This is a genomic window from Cytobacillus sp. FSL K6-0129, assembly GCF_038007625.1.
GTDB lineage: Bacteria > Bacillota > Bacilli > Bacillales > Cytobacillaceae > Cytobacillus > Cytobacillus kochii.
Genome location: NZ_JBBOXM010000001.1, coordinates 2,592,036 through 2,613,259 on the forward strand (window position 1 = coordinate 2,592,036; position 21,224 = coordinate 2,613,259).

The following is a 21,224-nucleotide window of genomic DNA, read 5'->3' on the forward strand; positions in this document are numbered from 1 at the left end:
ACTATCTCCTTTCTACTGTTTACCAGATTTGATATCTTCTAATAATTGATCAAGCGTATCCTGTAATTCAGGAATAGGAATATCAACGACAACATTCCCGCCATTGGAATCTTCCTTTACAGCCTCAACTACTTTTTCTTCTTGATAAATTCTGGCAATCGTTTGATATGTCTTATCCTCCGCATCCTCCCCACGAACCGCAAAAACATTTAAGTATGGCCGTGTTTCTTCACTATGTGGGTCATCGTGATAAATCGCATCCTCTAGTAGATAGCCTGCTTGACCAGCAATTCCACTATTAATAATCGAAGCGGCAACATCAGGTAAGACTCTTGGCGTTTGTTGTGCAACAACGGTCAAGATTTCTATGTTTCGCGGATTTTCTACAATATCATCAGGTGTTGGATATAAGCCAACATCCTCCTTCAATGTTATCAAGCCAGCTTCTTCTAATACTTTTAATCCTCTGCCTGTGTTAGCAGGGTCATTCGGAATGGCAATTGTCGCACCATCAGGTATATCTTCTGGGCTATCATATTTTTCTGAGTATAATCCCATCGGTGCAACGACCGTTGAACCAATCGGTTTAATATCTGCATCGTCATTTTCAACAATAAACTGACTTAAGAACGCTAAATGTTGGAAAGAGTTCACGTCAATTTCCTCATTTATTAAGGCATTATTCGGTAATGTATAATCGGAAAACTCGACCAACTCCACTTCAATACCTTCTTCCTTCGCTCTCTCCTGAATAATTTGCCAATATTGACCGTCTGATCCTGTAACACCGATTTTGACATGCTTCGTATCACCCGAAGCTGAATCGGAACCACACCCACTTAAAAATGCTACAAGCAATAGTACTAATATGAAAACAAATTTTCTTTTCACCATTTGAACACCCCTTATCTTCTTAAAAAGAATCTTGAAAGTATATTTCCTAAGAACTGTGCAATTTGTACAAGTAAAATAAGAATCACCACTGTGACGATCATGACTGATGTATCAAATCGTTGATAACCATACGTCATGGCCAAATCACCCAATCCACCACCACCTACAGTACCTGCCATCGCGGAGAAGTCGATCAAACCGACAGTGATAAAGGTAATACCAAGAATCAACGGACCAAGCGCTTCCGGTATAAGTACCGTAAAGATAATTCTTAATGGGCTAGCACCCATCGCCTGTGCTGCTTCAATAATTCCAGGGTCGATTGATACAAGATTATTTTCTACAATTCTAGCAACGGCAAAAGCTGCGGCAATCGTCATCGGCAATACCGCCGCTGCCGTCCCTATCGTTGTTCCCATAACCATTCTCGTAAATGGACTAATGGCAACGAGAAAAATGATAAATGGAATCGGTCTGATAATATTAATCAATAAGTTCAATGAATAGAAAATCCAGCGATTCTCTAAAATATTGCCTTTTCGCGAGACAAAGAGTAACAAACCAATTACGAGGCCGAGAATGGTAGCAAAGATTAAAGTCAGAATCACCATCAAAATCGTTTCTCCAGTGGCTTCGATAATTCTTGGCCAAAATGTCGCCCAATCAACTTGCATAATGTACCTCCTTCAACTCAACTATTTTTTCTAATTCCTCAATCACCTGATTTACTTCTGCTTCCTCACCAATGAACTCGACTATTAAACTACCAAACAATCTTTCTTGCAGTTCACTAATATTGCCATAGAGGATATTGAATTCCACCTGATATTTCTTACTAATTTTTGATAGGATGGGCTGATTACTGACCCCCTCTTTATAAATAATGCGATAAAGTTTCCCACGCTTGCTCTCTTGTAATTTTTCTAATAGATGTGAGGAAAGTTGGTCATTCTGGACGGAGCGAATAAAATTCTTGGTCGTCTCGTGCTGTGGTTTCGTAAACACATTAAATACTTGACCTTCTTCTATCACTCTGCCATCCTCCATGACAGCCACACGATTACAAACTCTCTTAATCACATGCATCTCATGGGTAATCAACATAATCGTAATGTTATACTCTTTATTCACCTTCAATAGTAGCTGGAGAATTTCCTCAGTTGTTTCTGGATCAAGAGCAGATGTGGCTTCATCACAAATGAGAATGTCTGGTGATGTTGCTAAAGCACGTGCGATGCCTACCCTTTGCTTTTGCCCCCCTGATAGGCTTTCCGGATATTTATTTGCCTTATCCTCTAAACCAACGAACTTCAGCATTTCCTTTACTCTTTGATCTAGTTTTCCTTTTGGCCAACCGGCAAGCTTAAGTGGGTATGCAATATTGCCATACACCGTTCTCGAACTAAAAAGATTAAAAGATTGAAAGATCATCCCAATGCGGCTTCTTAGTTGGCGCAGCTCCTTCTGGGAGAGTGCATCTATTCTCTTTTCATTGACTACTATTTCCCCTGAAGTTGGCCGCTCAAGCAGATTAACTAAACGCAATAACGTGCTTTTCCCTGCGCCACTGAAGCCAATCACCCCAAAAATTTCCCCTTTTTCTACCTCTAAACTCACATCTTGAACGGCTTTTACGACGTGCTCCTTTGTACCAAATGTTTTACTTACATTTGTAAATCGAATCAAACCATTTCCCCCTCTTACAAACTCAATTCGTTATATAACAAAAAAGACAGCCCTCTATAGAAGAAGTCTGCCTTTAGTTAGTCTAGTCGGCTTACTTTAGTTGTAATTAAAAATAAACAACCCCTACTGGGAGTTTTTCATCGTTAATGATGTACCTACCAATCGCTTGGGCTTTATAAACAGTTGGATTATGGGAAGAAATTGTACGGATATTGCGCCAATGGCGGTCTAAATAGGCTGACTGTTTCGTTGCTGATGCACCTCCTACCTCAAAAAGAAGGGTCGCTGCCTTTAAGGCTAATTCATCCACAACTACTTTTGCCTGTGCTGCCCGTAAAGACGCATCATGGTCAAGCTCGTAATCACCTGTTCTATTCGTCGCCAGTTCTAACGACTCCGCAGCCGCTAGCACCGTTGCTTCTACAGCAAAGGCAATACTCGCAATCTCACCGATTTTATGTTGCAACAATGGATCGTCCTTCGGTTGTTCTGCCGGTGCATAACTAAATGTTCGTTTTCGTTTATGTACCAATTCCTTTGCATCTGTCACCACATTACGGACAATACCAGCAATCACGGCTTGTAAAATCAGTTGCAGAAAAGCATTAAATGATTTTTTATCTTCTTGAAATTCCTTAATTTCTTCAGGATAGACCGTGACATCTTTGAAGATGGTCGTTCCACTTCCTGTGCCTTTTTGACCAAATCCATCCCAATCATCCTTGATGATGACGCCCTCTCTATCTGTCGGTACAAAAGCAGAGACAACTTTACCTGCCGACGTTTCTGCCATGACGCTAACCCAATCAGCGTACATCGTTCCAGTGCAAAAATACTTTGTACCGTTTAATCGAAAATTCTCTCCGTTTTCGGATAAGGTGGTTTCGAATTTTGAGCTGCCTGCCGCATTTTTTGAGATTTCCGTATAAGCATTACCGATGATCTCGCCATTGACAATTTTCTCTAACGCTTGTTCGCGTTTCGTTTTGTCCCCTAGCTGGATCAACCGTTCCACGTGTGAGAAATGAGACCTTAATAAATGAGCAACATCTGGATCCGCTTCGGCCAAGCGGATGACAAATTGCATTAATTCCTTCAATTGAATGCCGCCTCCGCCAAGCGCTTTAGGTACCCTCAATGCCCCTATTTTGTTCTCTTTAATTAATCTCATCGCATAAAAAGGTCTGGCATCACTATCATCATTTCTTCTCTTTTTCGCATCTTGCGCAATAGCTGTTAACAGGTCCTCCATATCACAGGAATCTATTGCAATTGCTACATCTGATGTTACTAGCTCTTTTTCTGTCATCATCACGACTCCTCTTTAATGTTTTAATCCATTTATTCTTATGTATTTAGTAGGAATTATAAAAAATAAAAAGACTCCCCATACAGCTTTTAACACGCTGTGTAGAGAGCCTCTAGTGTCCCAGTCGGCAACCGATCTTTTTAATAAATTAATCATATCTTATACGGTTACAGTAAAGATGTCAACATCATTTTTAGATAATATTGAATTATTCATTATTTCAAACCATTCAACCCCTTATACAAATAGCCCTCCATACTATAGAAAGTACAGGGAAATAGTAATATCATTAAAATACCTCATACAGATGCAAAATCATTCACAAATAGGTAATTTCATCATAAATTATCTAGACACTATACGGAGATTTGCATGAGGAGGCACAACATGTATTATTATTACGGTCCGTTCGGGCCACAACCTTATTATCAACCTCAGAGCTATAACAACCATAACGTTCGCGGCTTACCGGGAGGATTTCCTGGAGCTGGCGGCTTTTCAGGAGGAGATGGGCCCCCATCAGGCGGTGCCCCACACTTAGATAATTTCATGCCTGGCCAAGGCTCACCAAATAACGGCGGCGGCATGCCAAACTTAGGTAACTTTATGCCAGGACAAAATAATGGTGGCGGTATACCCAATCCAGCTGACTTCCTACCAGGGCAAAATGGGAATGGAGGGGGCATGCCAAACCTCCAAGAATTATTACCAGGACAAAACGGATCCAACAGTAATGGTGGAGGTTTACCAAACTTACAAGACATCCTTCCTGGACAGGGAGGGTCTGGATCAAATGGCGGCATGCCAAGCTTAGAGGACCTAACCGAACTCATCCCACAACCGAACGAGTCAAACGGACAAAACGGGCAATCAGAAGGCAATAGTGGGACAAATGGCAACGGACAATCGGGTGAAAACGCTGGTGAGGAAGGATCAACAGCACCTGCCTTACCCGCACCACCATCACACTATACCGTCAACAAATATCACTCTCTACTAAAAAATCCACAAACCGCCAAAAACATTCTACAAAGCAAAGGTTCCGCCTGTGTAAACAAATGGAGCATCATCCAATTAACAGACGGGCAAATACTATTAATGCATATTACAGGGCACGACGCAAACGGGCAAACACAAGGCGTATTTTGGCCATCTGGCCGGTATGGTGCATTTGGTAGTAGTGATATTTCAGGGTATAGTTGCAGAGAATGAGTGAATAAAGGTCGCCTCAGGATGGCGACCTCTTTGTTTATCTATTATCCACTTTTTGTTTTATTTTGTACGAAAGGAGTCTCGCCTACAACTTCTTTTTTGAAGCTATTATTTACCAGATAGATGCCTAATAAAATAAATGAACCCCCAACTAAAAGTGAAAAAGAAATAGGTTCATCAAGCAAGACGTATCCAGTCAAAACACCAAAGAATGGAGCTAAAAATAAATAGGAACTCGTCCTCCCTGGATTGCCTTTTTGTAAAAGGAAATACCAAACCGCAAATTGCACAATAGAGGACATGATACTTAGCCATAACAAAATAAGCACTGAATGCTTCGTCACATGAAAGAATGGTTCTTCAAATACGCTACTAAAAAATAAGAGAATGCCACCACCAAACAACATCTGATAAGCAGAAAGCACCCATGTATCGAAACGCTCACTCCAGCGATTAACTAATAAAGTAGAAATAGCCCAAAAAACAGCAGAAAAAGCGCCAAACACTAGACCAATCCTAAAATCATTAATGCCCCCTAATGTAATTCCTACACCTACGAAACCTAAGACAACACCACTCCACTGATACCATTTATAACGGTGACCCAATAATATAGTGCCAAAAATGATGACTAATAGCGGGTTCATAAAAGTTAAAATAGAAGATTCACTTGCTGTTATCGTTCTTAAACTGATAAATATGCATCCCATGACCCCAGCTGTTTGAAAAGAACCTATTAATAGCACTCTCCCCCAATTTTTCATGCTACTAGGGTGCTCCCTCTTCTGTATCAACACAATCACCATCATGATTAAACCAGCTAGAAAAAAACGTAAACCTGCCAATAACAAAGGGGATGAGTAACCTAGCCCTATTTTCCCTATCGCAAAAGACGAACCCATTAGTGCTGTAGTCAACATAATTAAAGTAAAAAAGTTGAATTTCTTCATGTATACTATCCTCCCAATAAATACTCCCACCTACCTTGTAAATAGGTTTTCTTCGTATTATTATAAAACCTATATCATACGATAATTATCGAAGTATGGATTACAGAGGTGTGAAAAAATGAGTATACATCCGAATATTACGGCACTAACAGCGCTACTTGCTGAAAAATCTAGAGCCACTATACTGGCAGCTTTAATGGATGGAAAATTCCATACAGCAAGCGAACTAGCTTATATGGCCACCATTAAACCCCAGACAGCCAGCTTTCATCTTGCCAAACTAGTAGAAAACAATCTCGTAATCAGTGAAAAAAATGGCCGATTTCGCTATTTCCGCTTAGCAAACGAGGAAGTGGCCAACACACTAGAAATATTTATGTCCATCTCCCCTCCACCTGAAGTTCGCTCTTTAAAACAATCAAGCCAACTAAAAAGATTAGAAAACGCCCGAACTTGTTACGACCATTTAGCCGGACGTCTGAGTGTGAATTTAACCAATATCATGCAAGAAGAAGGATATATTGAGAAATCCAATAAGAGGTTCATCATAACAACAAAAGGCGAGCACTTTTTCAAAGAATTAGGAATAGATTTAATTGCTCTATCTAGAAAACGCCGCTCCTTCTGCCATGCTTGTCTTGACTGGAGTGAACGTACACACCATTTAGGCGGCGCTTTAGGGAATGGTCTATTTGAAAGATATATCGAATTGGGGTGGTTAGAATCTAGAGAAAACTCGAGGGAGATTATTATAACTACCAAAGGGATATCCGGTTTTAGGGACTTTTTTGGATTGGACCATGATTTACTGGTAAAAACAAATTAAGCGAATATATTTTAGAATACATTTGATCATATGAATGTTGCGAGGAATGAGTTGAAGAAGGTATGCTATTTGTTAACTGCCTTCTTCTTTTCTCAATCTCATTTAAGCCACATCTTTTATTAACACCCTACCACTTAGCATACGATATGGTTCCCTATAAATCGAACTATCCATTCCTTTGCATTTTCTAGACGAACCGCCCGTCCCCACCGATTCCTTCTTGGGATATTGTCCTTATTTTTCTTCTTACCCAAACAATCTATCTCCAATCAAACTTCGACATAACCAAACATTTCTCGGGAAATATGGTAGAGGTTTGTCAAAAAAGATACCTAAAGTGAAGAATTATTCTATTAAGAATGTACTCTATTTATTCATCTAATAAGCAATAGTAATTGTTAATTATATGTAAAAATACTATAATTAACTCAATAAACATTCTTTAAAAAGAACGAATAGAGGTGCATAATGTGGAGAAAACCCATCCATTTTATTAGAGCGAGATTGAAAAAGTATTTATTAGAGGAGATTTGGTTAGAAGACTACATAAAACTAGGAATGAAAATAGGAGAGCATTGTTCCATTCAACCTGGCGTCACCTTTGACTATTCCCACGCATGGCTTATTAACATCGGCCATCATGTCACCATTGCACCGGAAGCCTATATCCTCGCACACGATGCTAGCACCAAACCACTACTCGGTTATACGAAAATAGGCAAAGTCACAATAAAAGATCATGTCTTTATTGGCGCAAGAGCCATTGTGATGCCAAACGTCACCATAGGAGAACATAGTATCATCGCAGCAGGAAGTGTAGTTACAAAAGACATCCCTCCCTATTCCTTAGCAGCTGGCAACCCTGCAAAAATCATTCGTTCCATTACAGAGTACGAAAGCAAAAACAAACAATTACTAGATAAAATTACACCATTCGATAGTAGCTATACATTAACAGGTCGAATTACGGCAGAGAAAAAGCGAGAAATGATCACATCACTTAAATCAGGATTTGGATTCGTTGAATAAAAAACTTTACTGCACATAACAATTGGACAATTGGGCGTTTATCTCGCCCAATTGTTCTGTTCTAAAAATTGATTCATTTCTAGTAAAAATACACCGCTACTATCCTCACGTTTCCCCTACAAATAGGTACTCACCCAATCATCACTACGTTCGCTAGATTCATCCAGCCGAGCGATGATACGACAAAGCTTCCAACAACAAGACCAAACTCAAGGCATCGGAAGAACAGAAATCATCACAAGCGACTTAACGGCCCAGGGCAACCGCACCATCCAATCGGTCGATGATATCGTCTCCTTTCCGAGGTTGGATAATCATCTGGTACATCAACATGCCCAATCTGCCAATAATCAAATGATATAAACAATTGAGAGATTACATCACTTCGACCAACAACAAACAAGTAAACTAGAAGCAACTGCTCAAGACCTATCAAGGCTCAAAAGCACCATAAGTGAAATCCAAACAATATTCCAAAATGGGACACTAAGTCTATCAGCCTACCAGCCTAATCAGCTCGCTAGCCTAATGGATAACCCAATCATTGGCGGCGTGGCCTATCCCAAGCATATGGTCCGATGGCCCTAGGCTTGATGCCATCCTATGCCCCGCTCTTATCCAGGAACTTCGCCGTCAACGGTCAATCTGTCAAGGATATCGGAAAAAACAATCAACCTTAGGCACCCTAGACTTTGTACCCTGCATCTCCAATATCAAAGCCGGTATCAAAGCGGCTACAGGAACCGACTTCAGAAAGAGCTGCCCTCGTCGCTGCGATCTTCGGTGGGACCGCTTGTCAAAGGCGGCATCATAGTCGTGAAATAGGGCGGTAAAAGAATAAAGAAGAAACAAACTTCAATAAATATTCAACTACTACTGATGATAAAGTTGAAGTTATTGAAAAAGTAAAATTACCCGATTGGGTAAGCCAATCTTTTATTAACAGTTACTATAGAAAGTTATTACAAAGGAGACAGTTACACTGTATAGAACCTATGGAATCGGAGCAAAAATAGGTGGGTCATTTCCAACTACTAGCCCAGCTGTCAATAGAGTTAATGCTAAAATTAGGACTGTATTAGTTCCCGATTGGAAAAACTCAAGAAAATTTGAAGCAGTAATAGAAGTTCCAAGTTGATAGGAGAGAAGAAATGGATACGAGGCAAAAGTTAATTGACCAAATAAAAAATTGTAGTCCACAGGCTCGAAACAGGCTACAAAAAGCATATAAAAAGTGGTGTATTAAACCTTATATACACGAGATATAATGATGCATTAAGAACATTAGAAAGTCACAAAGATTTAAAGGGGATAAATATTTTAGGTGGAGTATGTGCATACAGGGACAGTTACAGTGATTATCAAAACATAATTTTACAATAAATGCAAAAAATCAACCAAAGATTTATACATAAGTTAAATAACACTTTATCTTAGATAAACGTCAAAGGTAGTGTTAGGGCTTCTTGATGTAGGCATTCCAAATCATTCATGAAGAACGAAGGAAAGGATGAAACTCATAATATTATTACAAACTAATTTAACAATGGGTTTCCGAGGTGGCCTTATTCATTAGCTGTTTCATTCACATTTTAGTTTTTAATACGCCACCTCTCCATTTAAATTCTAATTCTTTAAGGTATGCATAAAGTATTGAGAAAAATTTTTCTAATCAGAGGGAAGGTTGTGTAATACTATGAAACCATCGAAAACTGCTTGGTTCTTGAAGCATCGGTATAACAAGAAGTGAACTATTTCTTTGAATAACCATGCGGGTTATTCCTGTGCCAATTCCATGCATCAGAAATAATTTTCTCTAAAGAATTAAATTGAGGTTTCCAGCCCAGAATATCTTTTGCTTTCTCTAATGAAGCAATTAAGACAGCTGGATCTCCTGCTCTTCTCCCTTTTACTTCCGCTGGTATTGAGTGTTTAGTAACTTGTCTAGCCATATCAATCACTTCTTTAACTGAGTATCCATTTCCGTTACCTAGATTAAATACTTCACTGGGATTATCTTTTCTTAAATACTCTAAAGCTTGATAGTGAGCTGCTGCTAAATCCATGACGTGAATATAATCTCTAATACAAGTACCATCTTCTGTTGGATAATCATCACCAAACATATAAATTTTGTCTCTTTGTCCAAGTGGTACTTGTAAGATCAGTGGAATCAGGTGAGTTTCGGGATGATGGTCTTCTCCAATATTGCCACTTTCATGGGCTCCTGCAGCATTAAAATATCTTAAAGAAACGTATTTAATACCATAGCCTTGATCAAACCACTGCATCATTTTTTCCATAGCAAGCTTAGTCTCACCATAAGTATTCGTTGGATTGGTTTGATTATCTTCAAGAATAGGAATGTTCTTAGGTTCTCCATAGGTAGCTGCTGTTGATGAGAATACTATTTTTCTAACATTATTATCCTTCATAACATCTAATAGACACATCATGCCATATACATTGTTATGGTAGTATTCATATGGTTTTTCCATACTCTCTCCAACTAGAGAGTTTGCAGCAAAGTGAATAACCGATTCTATATTATGAGTCTTAAAGACTTTATCTAAAAATTCTTTACTTCTAAGATCAATCTCATAAAAACGTTCTACCTCTACCGAATTTCTATGACCACTCTGTAGATTATCGACAACAACTACATTCTCAAGTTGCTCAACAAAATAACGAACTGTATGTGAACCAATATAACCTGCCCCACCAGTTATCAATATGGACATTCCTCTTTTCACCTCTACCCGGAAAATTATAAATTAAATATATTTAAAATTGCCATACAAATTAGCTCCTTATATATGCATTCATATTCATATTTCTTATTTTAATTTTACGTTTAATAAACTTAATCTTGAGTTTATCTTTATTTACTAGATTTTATAACCCAGACAATTAAGTATATATATGTAAAAACACCAGCTATGGAATACAATGCAACAGCAAGGATATCATTGCTCTCAAAAAGGTAAAAACCCAAAATTAATGCAAGTATTTTTAATAAAATACTAGATACTTCATAAATCAAGTACTTTCCTTGTAAATTTAAACCTGGAATCGCTACCACGCTTGGTCGATTTATAAACATAAAATATAACCATAAGGATAACCACCTTGCATATTCTCCTGCTAGTACCCAATCAGCTCCAAATACAAAACCAAATAGCCAGGGGCCAAAAACCACAACAATCCCAAATGGTACCAAACCAACTGCTGCAAGAGCTAATGTCGACTTGATTAATAAGCTTTTAATATTTTCTCCAGCGTGGATAGCTTCAGTCAGACGAGGATATAGTACATCACCTACTGATTTACCAATAAGTCCAATTGGTATATTAAGTACATTTCTAGCAATGGAGTAAAATCCCGCCGCTGCAGGACCAAAAAAAGACGACAACAATAATACAGGCAGACTTTGAGAAATAGCATTAATAAAAACTTGTGGAGCCCTAAAAAGTGGGAAATCTATATGTTTTTTTGCTAATTCCTTTAATGCTTTAAAATTGTATAATTCTTTGGGCTTTTTATCTGTCTTTTTATCTAATGTACTATTGACCCCTAAAAATAGCATAAAAGCATGTAGGGCATTTCCCATTGTTGATAAAAATACAAGAATCCATGCAATTGGAGTAATAAACCCGAAACCTACCTTTGTAGCATTTATAATTAACGCATTTAATAAGGCAGCTTTTGCAATAACTCTAAATTGTTTTGTCCTTATTAACCATTGTTGTGCAATTTGCAGTAAAGCTGAAAACAAAATCACTAATGGAATCAAAAATAAAAATGGTGATATTAATTCAATATGAAATAAGCTAACAATCTGCTTATTAAAAAAAACCAAAACTAAGGCTGAAAACAATGCAATTATTCCTGAAACATATAAGGAAATACGAACTAATAATGTTGCATCTCTATCATCTTTTGGTAGAACTATTGCAACTGGATAAGTGAGTGCAGCTATTGGCGAAATAATTCCAACCATAGCCATAAACACACCTAAAATCCCATATATCTCCGGCCCATAAATGCGGGTAATAATGGGTGAAAATGCCATAGTAATTACTTGAGCCGCTGCTGTACCTGAAACTGCAATCATTACATTGCGAATAAATGGCTTGTTACTAAACTTCATAAACTTACTTTTCAATACTCCTAATGAGTCCATTTTAGTCACTTCCGTCATTAATCACAAACTTAAAACTATGTTAATTGTTACTTTCTACTAAGTTATCATTCAACTTTTTTTCATTCCTATATATTTATATGAATTAGTAATATTTTTTGTATCACTTAATAAATTAGGTTTTAGAAAGGTCTTTTTGCTTAGTTAGATTTACACCATGGGTAGAAATGGAGATCAAATATATCCAGAAAAACATAACAAAATCGTATACTAAAAGTTTATTTTCTACCATTTGGTGAGCTACAAATGAGAAAAGTATTGAAAACAATAATGCAAAAGTGCTTCTTTCAATCTTATTCTTACTCTTATTGATAGCTCCTAAGAATGAATATACTATTCCGAGAGCCCAAATTAAAACAAAAAATATTACTCCAATCAATCCTATTTCAGAAAGACTATTTAAAAACACATTGTGTGCTTTTATTCCTAGTTCATTTAGATATGCTTCACCAGAAACCCCAAAACCTGCTCCAATAAATGGGTTTTCCAAGATTTTATTTATAATAATTCCCCATGCCTCATCCCTATCACTCAGTCCGTTTTGAAACCTAGAAAAAATACCGACAGGCTGTATTATCATAATAAAATACATTGATATTAACAATATAAAAAATACGCCCAGTGTTCTTAGTCTTTTAATAAAATTGTCGCTTACTAATATACTAAAAATAATAATCATTATTAAACTTGTAATAATTGCACTTCTTGATTGCGCAAGTAGTAACCCTGCTATTTGTATTACATAAAAAATAGTGAATTTCCATCGAGTTAATAATTTTAATCTCATTAAATATAATGTTGCTATTTGACTCATCATTAAAATAATCCCTAACGTATTGGGGTTCGATGTTAATGAAGCTACTCTATAAAATGGAGGCATTCCCATAATCACTTGATAAAGTCTGAAAGGTCCTAAATTAAGGGCTTGCACAGTATCACCATTAACATAAGTAACATTTCCAAAAAGGAATAGTATAACAGCTATAGTAGAAAAAACTACTCCAATATAAACAAAAAACTTCATACATTTCATTAGTGTATTTATAGGATGACTGTCAGAGTAACTTAATAATAGTATAAAAATACTGGTAACAAACACAAGAAAGCTTATTTTTAAAGACTGTAACTGAAATTCAGAAAACAAACTAGAAATAGCAGATATCATAAATAAAATAAAAATCAAAAATAAAGTTAATACTTGCCTATTCTTATATCTCACTTTTATTTTATTTAGTGAGAAAAAGATAGCAGCAATCTGTATAGCAAACACAAGATAAGCAAAGTTAATACCTATTTTGTCAATAAAATAAATGTTTAGTATTAATGGTATAAAAATTACTATCAAAATACTTTTACTTATAATGGAACTTGTATTTTCCAATTTCACGGCCCCCACTAAACCTCAGTAGTTCAATTCAACAATTGTTTCCATTCTTTTATCACTTTATCAATGATAAAAGACTCTGCTCTTTGTTCACCCTTGATAGAGTAAGACTTTCTTAGATCTTTATTTTTATACATCTCTATAATACTCTCCCCTAATATCAACTCTTCTTCTGTTAATGGGTCGCTATGATTATAATAATTGCCATCGCAAACGGGTACTAGTACACCGAATTCACAATATTCAATTTTATTAGTTTCTAATTCTATACCTGTTTTGGGGGCAATTATTTCCCTTGGACCTGATTTACAATCAGTTGAAATAACAGGAACACCGCAAGCCATGGCTTCAATTATTACATTCCCAAATCCCTCATAAATAGATGAAAATACAAATAAATCAGATTTGCTTATATATTTGAACGGATTATTATCGAACCCTATAAATTCTACATTCTCTTGTAAATTCAGATCTTCAACTAGCTTTTTTAAATAGCTTGCAAGCTCTCCTTGTCCCAATATTACAAGTTTAATATTTTTAACAATTTTTTTCACATGAACTAAAGAACGGATTAGATGCCATTGTCCCTTTGCATTTGAAAGCCTTCCTACATTTACAATCGTAAAATAATTAGCATAATCCCCAAACAATGGTTCTCGAGACTGCTCTCTTACTTTCTTTGTTTCAATTGGATTATAAATATAGTTGACAATCTCTCCATTCAAACCAAAATTATCAATAAGGTCTTGAGCAACACCCTTAGAAATACCGACTATTTGATCTGCTTTATTGTAAAAGATTTTTGTAGTGAACTTGTTTATCTTAGTTAATAAGCTATCCTTCCCTTTAGACAAATGACTTCTCTCTGAAATTATTACTTTATCGGCTCTCTTAGATAATATGTTTACGATATTCGCGCTGTTAAGGAAACTGATAGTTGCTTTAATCCTTAATTCTTTCTTGATTCTTCTAATATAAATAACTCTTCTCAAAACATTTATTATTTTTAATAATAGGTTGTTATTCGGTTTGATCCCAATATTAATTAAAGAACCACCATAAGAATACTTAATATCCTCTTCATCGAAAATAATTAAATACAAATTATATGAATTTGATAATTCTTTGCTTAATAAGGCTACTACCCTCTCTGCTCCTCCTCCTTTTAGACTCGGAACTATTATTGCAATATTATCCATAGGTTGACTCTCCTAATCTAATAACAACTTTTAAAAATTGGTATGCCCTTACCCCCTAATGAATACAATACAAATATTCAAATGGACTAAATGGAAATATTTCCACTTACATACGTTTCTATTTCTCCTTAAATATATCTATCCAATCTCCTAGCTTCTTTTCCCATTCTTCTGGTTCAATTATTTGAGTAGCACCACCTGGATAAAAGGTAATCTCTCCAAAATAAATCTGCCCGTCTAAATTGTATAAATCTACTCTACAGAAAGGGAATGGTTCAGACAATTTTTGTGCATACTCAATCATCTTGTCAAAGTTTTCAGGTTTAGTAATTGTAGATTTGTCAAATTGTTCCCTACCTACTTTTATATCTAAATAATTAAAATCCTTATCATAAACATTTCTTTTTGCATAAGGATTATGAGTACCATCCACTGCAGCTGTCTCAATATCTATAAAAATCAATTTAACAACACCGTCAAAGCATAAAAATCTATAATCAATCAATGAATTATTTTCACCATCTTCAAGAACTTTTTCTACAATAATCTTTGGTTCAATATTCTTATAGTTCCATTCTCTAGATTGCAAATAATAATTTTGCTTCAGTGCAACGTTGAATTTTTTGGTAAACTTCTTAATATCAAACGGTTTATTTCTATCAAATAGTACGTTTATAGCTGAGCCATGGTTAGTTTTAATAAATGCCTTTTCCGGTAACTTATTGAAATCAATTTCATCAGCTTTGTCATAAACTCCATACATAGTATTTAAAATATGACCCAAACCACATTCCCTTACATAATCTCTAACTTTATACTTATCCGAGCAAATAGTAAGTAATGGATCTCTATTATTAATTTTTAACCACCATAACTTTTCATTAAAAGTTAATGGATTTTCCAACCTTAATCTTCGACCTGTATTTTCTCTGTATTTCATTTTTGCAAAGATTCCATCACTTAGAAAGGAAAGTGAAACTATCTTTACTCTATTTGCAAATAGGTAAAAATGATTTATTATTTTATTTTCATGAGACAAGTTCCTGACTTTATTTTTAATACTATAAATCATACTTAACCCCCGTACTGACGTTTTACTAAAACCCTGCAGAGACCATCAAGAATTATTTTTAGTTCCATATAAAATTACACATTAAGAACTTATTATTACAAATAAATTTTTACTATTCCATCAAATTTTCTTTATACCATTCAATAGCCGCCTCAATCCCCTGCTCAAAGCTCCAATCTGGATCATAACCAAGTAATTCTTTCGCTTTACTGATATCGGCATTACTATGCTTAATATCACCTTTACGATCAGGTCCAAAAATCGGTTGAATATCTTTTCCTAATGACTTCAATAACTGCATATATATATCAATTAAAAACTCTCTGCCACCATAGGCAATATTATATGCCTGTCCTGCTGACTCACGGGAGGCATTACAAGCTTTCAAGTTAGCTTCAATCACATTTTCAATATAAGTAAAATCTCTGCTCTGCTTTCCATCACCATTGATGGTTGGGGGTTCATCATTTAGTAATTGTTTTATAAATTTTGGAATAACTGCTGCATAGGCTCCATTAGGATTTTGCCTTCTACCAAATACATTAAAATAGCGTAAACCATAGGTATCAAGGCCATATAACTTGGTGTATAGCTTTCCATATTCTTCATCCACTTTTTTAGTTAAGGCATAAGGTGACAACAGATTCCCCTCTGTACCTTCTTTTTTAGGAAGATTGGGCTCATCCCCATAAACAGATGAACTTGATGCATAGACAAATTTCTTTACATCATTTTGTCTAGCTGCTTCCATCATATTTAAAGTACCTTTTATATTAATCTCTTCGTATAACAAAGGCATCTCTATACTTCTTGGAACGTTTCCCCATGCTGCTTGATTCAAAACAAAATCGATACCTTCACAAGCCTTCATACATGTATCTAGACTACGAATATCTCCTTCGATAAATTCATAATTCGGATGGTTTGAAAATTCTTCCACGTTTTCTTTTTTACCGGTTGAAAGATTATCAAGCCCTCTCACTTTATAACCTAACTCAAGAATAGCTTCTACTAAATTGGAACCGATAAAACCAGCTGAGCCAGTAACTAAAAATTTGCTCCCGTCTGGAAACTTTATATCTTTATATCCCAATTTTATAACCTCCAATATAAAAAGCCCATGTCTTCTGCTTCTCTTCGGTCAAACATTCCTTTAATATCCATTAATACACAATCGTTTCTTTCAATACCTAAATCAAATTCGTATGTTGCTGCTACTTCATTCATAATTTCTTGATTGGCATGCCCCTTTGTTCCAAACATCGTTTTTACATTTTCTAATTGAATATCTTTAAACTCATCATGTGGAACAGCAAAGATTACTGCATCCATTTCTTTTATATCTTCTATATCACAAAGATTAATTTTATATTCACGCCATAAATCTTCCTTATCTGCTTGAGGATCTACAACTTTAACTTCTACCCCATACTCCACTAATTCTTTGATTACATCGACTACTTTTGTATTTCGGACATCTGGACAGTTCTCTTTAAACGTTACACCAAAGATAGCTACTTTTGCGCCATTTATTTGCTTATTCGCTTTAATCATTTTCTTGACTGTACTTTCAGCCACATACTTACCCATATCATCATTTATTTTTCTACCTGAAAGAATGATTTGAGAATGGTATCCCATTTGTTCTGCTTTGTAAGTCAAGTAGTACGGGTCAACCCCAATGCAGTGACCACCTACTAGACCTGGAGAGAAATTAAGGAAATTCCATTTTGTCCCAGCTGCTTCAAGGACTGCTTTTGTATCAATTCCCATTTTATTAAATATGATAGAAAGTTCATTCATAAAGGCAATATTTATATCACGTTGTGAATTCTCAATGACCTTAGCGGCTTCAGCAACTTTTATACTTGCGGCTTTATGAACACCAGCTTCAACGACTAATTCATAAACTTTTGCTATTATATCTAAAGTTTCCTCATCTTGGCCCGCAACAACTTTAATAATTGTCTCTAGCCTATGAACTTTATCGCCAGGATTAATTCTTTCTGGTGAATAGCCAACTTTAAAGTCCACACCACATTTCAATCCTGATTCTTTTTCTAGTATTGGAACACAAATATCTTTTGTCACACCAGGGTAGACAGTAGATTCAAATACAACTATCGATCCTCTTATTAAGTTTCTACCCAAAGTTCGACTTGCTGACTCTATGGGAGTCAAATCAGGTGTATGATCTTCTTTTACGGGTGTTGGGACTGCAACAATATGAAACTTCGCTTCTCTAAGTCTTGATTCGTCCGAAGTAAATTCTACAGTCGTACTTTTAATCACTTCACTTCCTACTTCTTTTGTAGGATCAATTCCATTATTGTATAGTTCAACCTTTTCTTTATTCACATCATATCCAATAACATTAACTTTTTTTGCAAATGCTACTGCAATAGGCATACCAACATAGCCAAGTCCAATTAACGAAATTTTCTCTTGTTTATCTTTAATAGAATCATATAGGCTCATTTTTATACTCCTAACAAAAAATTTTATATTTCAATTTCTAAGTGCTTTTTCCAAGTTTCTATAATATTTTTTTCCTTCATTTTTAGAACTGTTTCTTTACCATTTTCCCCAAGTGTATTTCGTTTTTTCGGATCATTTATTAGTTCACATATTGTCCTACTAATCTGTTGCTCATTATCTCTCTCAACGATTATTCCATTAAAATCATCATTTATTACTTCATCAGCCCCTGGGTAATCAGTAGATATACATGGCAGGCCCATCATCATTGCTTCTAAAAGTGCATTGGACATCCCTTCATAATTAGAAGGCAGCACAAATATTTCAGCATCGGAAATCTTTTCATGAATATCTATCACATTACCAGGCAAAAATACGGAATTTAATAGTTCTAGTTCATGAATTTGTCTTTCTAAGTCCTCTCTTAATGTTCCTTCGCCATAAATATATAACTCGTACTCTGGATATTTAAAATGGACTTCTTTGAATGCCCTTATTAGCATTTCGTGATTTTTCTCTTTGTTTAATCGTCCTACGGCTACTATTTTCTTGCTTTTTTCTTTTTTTGCTTCAACCTTTATGTTAATAGGATTATAGATAATAGCACTATTCTGCTGTATTAATTGCGGGAAATTAGACTTAGCCCATTTCGTTTGAAAAACTATAAGATTCGCAGAGGGATATAAAAAATACGTTGCCAATTTTACAAATATAGACCTGCCATCCGCTTTAGGATCACTGCGTTCTGAAACTACGATGCGTTTCTTAAGTCCGATACAAGATAACAAAGTAACTATGTTAACACGAGCAATAAAAGAAACTATTATATTTGGATTAGTTTCCTTCACATGTTTTCTAACGTCATACAACCATTTAGGCATTTGACGGAGTCTTGAATTAGATTTTCCACAAATAGGATTTACTACTATTTTACTGTTCAATTCATAATCATTACTATCATCTAGAAGTGTTAGAATATCGACTTCCCAGCCGCTTTCTGCATAGTTATTTGCTAAAATAGATATTACTCTTTCAGCTCCACCCCTTCTCATACTTCCTATTATGAACACTATCCTCTTTTTATTAATTATCTCCATTCCACAACACCTTTTAATAATTAGTATTGATTGTATAATTCCAACATCTTTTCTTTTACAACTTTTTTATCATAGTTCCTTACCATCTCAATGTTTCTTCTACCCATTTTTATTCGTAAATCTCTATTACTAATTATTTGTTCTATACTGCTTGCAAACCCGTCAACATCTTCGGGATTAATTGTATAGCCTCCCACACCGTTTTCTATAAGGTCATTATTACCTCTTATTGAAGAGCAAATTATAGGTAATCCGGCGGACATTGCCTCCATTACAGAGACGGGCAAGCCTTCTTGAAATGAGGGGAATACAAAAATATCAGATGCCAAACATATTTCATTTATATCATCCCTAAAACCTAAAAATTTCACCTTATTTTCAATCCCGAGATTTTCCGCTATGACCTTCAAATATCCTAACAATTCACCCCTACCACAAATAAGGTAAACATAGTCTTGGGAATTCATCTTTGCAAGTGCCCTTAAGGCTGTCTCATGGTTTTTTCTTTTTATCATTTCTCCAATAGAAAGTAATACTACAGTATCTTTAGATATACCTAATTCTTGACGTTTCCTATCTCTATCAAAACCAATATTATTAAATTTATTTGTATCAATTCCTATCCCAGGTACATAAATAACTTTATTTGCATTGAATCCTTTAGCCCTATCATAATCCTCTTGATTAATTGTTATAAGAACATCAGTGCATTTTGATAGGAACTTTTCAATTGGATAGTAAAGTAACCAATTAATAAAGGGAGCACCTTTATAAAAATGAAATCCATGCGCAGTGTAAATTACAGGAGAAAGCCCTACAGATTTTGCTGCTAGTCTCGTCAATACTCCACCCATTGGTGAATGGCAATGTACTATATCAAAATTCCCTACTTTCAGTATCCTTTGAAGTTGCTTATAGGCTTTAATGTTTTTAAGAGAGAATGGTGATCTCTGTATATCAAATGGATGTTTAATAATATCTAATGCATTTAATCTCTCATTTTCATCGCTGAAATTTGCAGCAGCATGGACCTCAAACCCTAGTGATTTAAGAACTTCTATATTACCCTGTTCAAATAAATAAAATTGCCTGCTTACTGTAGAGACAATAAGTATTTTCTTCATTTAAATCCCCCGAACTAAATACCTCACATATTTTATGAATTCCACAAATGATAAACTTGATGACACTCTATCTGTTTACAGCCAACTTTATGATAAAAATTAATTGCACCAAAGTTTCGTACTTGGGTACCAACTTTAATTTCTTTCATACCTTGTTGATGAGCTTCATATTCTACTGCCTTAAATAGGCTAGTGCCAATGCCACCTTTAGTCTCCTTTTGAGACACAGCAATTAGCTCAATTACACATGCATTATCTGATTTTGAAAATAATAGAAATCCATTTACACATCCAACTTCATCCTTAGATAATGCATAAAACTTTTCAGTCTTTCCAAAAGAGTTGATAAGCCATTGTTGATAGACTAGACTCCCATTTCGTTTAGCCAATTCAGGGTCTTCTGTAAATTTCGAGAATTGAAAATCAGCTATTTCAATGATTTGGTCATTTCTTTCCATCGCTTGGTAAATTGATACGTTTTCTGGTATTTCATTTATACCTACTATCCTTTTCGCAAACTGTATATTTACATCTGCCAAAAAGGCTGATGTTTCTTTTCCAATTAACTGCGCATTAATAGGTTCAGAGTTTTTATTAATGATTGAAATAAACTGATAATCTTTAAACCTTATTTTTAATTCTTCCCATTCTTTCAATTTAAGAGGTCTATGCATAGTAACTTTAGCACTAGTGACACCAAAAAACTCTGTGTCCCACTTTAATTCATGAAAGGTCACTGCATCTTCTATATTTTCCATAAGAT

At 35.5% G+C, this 21,224-nt stretch carries 18 protein-coding genes and 1 pseudogene; 4 read left to right on the forward strand and 15 right to left on the reverse strand.

From position 1 onward, the window contains the following. Positions 1-12: 12 nt before the first annotated feature. The 4 genes from MHI57_RS12975 to MHI57_RS12990 all read right to left on the reverse strand — a co-directional run bounded on the left by MHI57_RS12975 (position 13) and on the right by MHI57_RS12990 (position 3,889). Positions 13-891: a MetQ/NlpA family ABC transporter substrate-binding protein gene (locus tag MHI57_RS12975; protein ID WP_340978612.1), complete on the reverse strand. Its 879-nt coding sequence runs from the start codon at positions 889-891 to the stop codon at positions 13-15. A 14-nt stretch (positions 892-905) separates the two neighbouring features. Next, on the reverse strand, positions 906-1,568 hold the full coding sequence (locus MHI57_RS12980; RefSeq protein WP_340976697.1) for a methionine ABC transporter permease: 663 nt from the start codon (positions 1,566-1,568) through the stop codon (positions 906-908). After that, entirely contained in the window at positions 1,558-2,580 is a 1,023-nt protein-coding gene (locus tag MHI57_RS12985; protein ID WP_340976698.1) for a methionine ABC transporter ATP-binding protein, read from the reverse strand. The genes MHI57_RS12980 and MHI57_RS12985 overlap by 11 nt, the downstream gene beginning before the upstream one ends. Before the next feature lie 106 nt (positions 2,581-2,686). After that, positions 2,687-3,889 carry an acyl-CoA dehydrogenase family protein gene (locus MHI57_RS12990; protein ID WP_340976699.1) on the reverse strand — a complete coding sequence of 401 codons (1,203 nt, stop codon included), beginning with the start codon at positions 3,887-3,889 and terminating at the stop codon, positions 2,687-2,689. A 387-nt stretch (positions 3,890-4,276) separates the two neighbouring features. On the opposite strand from MHI57_RS12990, the gene MHI57_RS12995 reads away from it, so the two are divergent. After that, positions 4,277-5,101 carry a hypothetical protein gene (locus tag MHI57_RS12995; protein WP_340976700.1) on the forward strand — a complete coding sequence of 275 codons (825 nt, stop codon included), beginning with the start codon at positions 4,277-4,279 and terminating at the stop codon, positions 5,099-5,101. Positions 5,102-5,145: 44 nt separating this feature from the next. Here MHI57_RS12995 and MHI57_RS13000 read toward each other — a convergent pair whose 3' ends face one another. Continuing rightward, positions 5,146-6,051, reverse strand: a complete 906-nt coding sequence (locus MHI57_RS13000; protein ID WP_322909786.1) for a DMT family transporter — start codon at positions 6,049-6,051, stop codon at positions 5,146-5,148. Between the two features lie 118 nt (positions 6,052-6,169). Between MHI57_RS13000 and MHI57_RS13005 the strand changes: the two genes are divergently transcribed. From MHI57_RS13005 to MHI57_RS25065, 3 genes and pseudogenes are all read left to right on the forward strand, one after another. Further along, the gene (locus MHI57_RS13005) at positions 6,170-6,877 is read left to right on the forward strand and encodes an ArsR/SmtB family transcription factor (RefSeq protein WP_340976701.1); all 708 of its coding nucleotides are present in this window, start codon (positions 6,170-6,172) and stop codon (positions 6,875-6,877) included. Between the two features lie 468 nt (positions 6,878-7,345). After that, positions 7,346-7,906, forward strand: a complete 561-nt coding sequence (locus MHI57_RS13010; protein ID WP_340976703.1) for an acyltransferase — start codon at positions 7,346-7,348, stop codon at positions 7,904-7,906. Positions 7,907-8,080: 174 nt separating this feature from the next. Then, positions 8,081-8,494: pseudogene (locus tag MHI57_RS25065) on the forward strand (T7SS effector LXG polymorphic toxin). Between the two features lie 1,163 nt (positions 8,495-9,657). Here the strand turns inward: MHI57_RS25065 and galE are convergent. The 10 genes from galE to MHI57_RS13065 form a co-directional block, all read right to left on the reverse strand. Further along, a complete protein-coding gene (gene galE, locus MHI57_RS13020) occupies positions 9,658-10,647 on the reverse strand; it encodes a UDP-glucose 4-epimerase GalE (RefSeq protein ID WP_340976706.1) in 990 nt (329 codons plus the stop codon). Between the two features lie 140 nt (positions 10,648-10,787). After that, on the reverse strand, positions 10,788-12,089 hold the full coding sequence (locus MHI57_RS13025; protein ID WP_340976708.1) for an oligosaccharide flippase family protein: 1,302 nt from the start codon (positions 12,087-12,089) through the stop codon (positions 10,788-10,790). Between the two features lie 133 nt (positions 12,090-12,222). Then, positions 12,223-13,488, reverse strand: a complete 1,266-nt coding sequence (locus MHI57_RS13030) for an O-antigen ligase family protein (protein WP_340976710.1) — start codon at positions 13,486-13,488, stop codon at positions 12,223-12,225. 29 nt (positions 13,489-13,517) lie between these two features. Next, a complete protein-coding gene (locus MHI57_RS13035) occupies positions 13,518-14,690 on the reverse strand; it encodes a glycosyltransferase (protein ID WP_340976711.1) in 1,173 nt (390 codons plus the stop codon). 118 nt (positions 14,691-14,808) lie between these two features. Next, positions 14,809-15,762 (reverse strand): ATP-grasp fold amidoligase family protein, encoded by a 954-nt coding sequence (locus tag MHI57_RS13040; protein ID WP_340976712.1) that lies wholly within the window; start codon positions 15,760-15,762, stop codon positions 14,809-14,811. Positions 15,763-15,874: 112 nt separating this feature from the next. Then, the gene (locus MHI57_RS13045; protein WP_340976714.1) at positions 15,875-16,855 is read right to left on the reverse strand and encodes an SDR family oxidoreductase; all 981 of its coding nucleotides are present in this window, start codon (positions 16,853-16,855) and stop codon (positions 15,875-15,877) included. A 2-nt stretch (positions 16,856-16,857) separates the two neighbouring features. Further along, positions 16,858-18,240 (reverse strand): nucleotide sugar dehydrogenase, encoded by a 1,383-nt coding sequence (locus MHI57_RS13050; protein WP_340976716.1) that lies wholly within the window; start codon positions 18,238-18,240, stop codon positions 16,858-16,860. Positions 18,241-18,263: 23 nt separating this feature from the next. Then, a complete protein-coding gene (locus tag MHI57_RS13055) occupies positions 18,264-19,337 on the reverse strand; it encodes a glycosyltransferase family 4 protein (RefSeq protein ID WP_340976717.1) in 1,074 nt (357 codons plus the stop codon). Between the two features lie 20 nt (positions 19,338-19,357). After that, positions 19,358-20,461 carry a glycosyltransferase family 4 protein gene (locus MHI57_RS13060; RefSeq protein WP_340976719.1) on the reverse strand — a complete coding sequence of 368 codons (1,104 nt, stop codon included), beginning with the start codon at positions 20,459-20,461 and terminating at the stop codon, positions 19,358-19,360. A gap of 32 nt (positions 20,462-20,493) precedes the next feature. After that, on the reverse strand, positions 20,494-21,219 hold the full coding sequence (locus tag MHI57_RS13065) for a GNAT family N-acetyltransferase (RefSeq protein ID WP_340976721.1): 726 nt from the start codon (positions 21,217-21,219) through the stop codon (positions 20,494-20,496). Positions 21,220-21,224 lie beyond the last annotated feature (5 nt).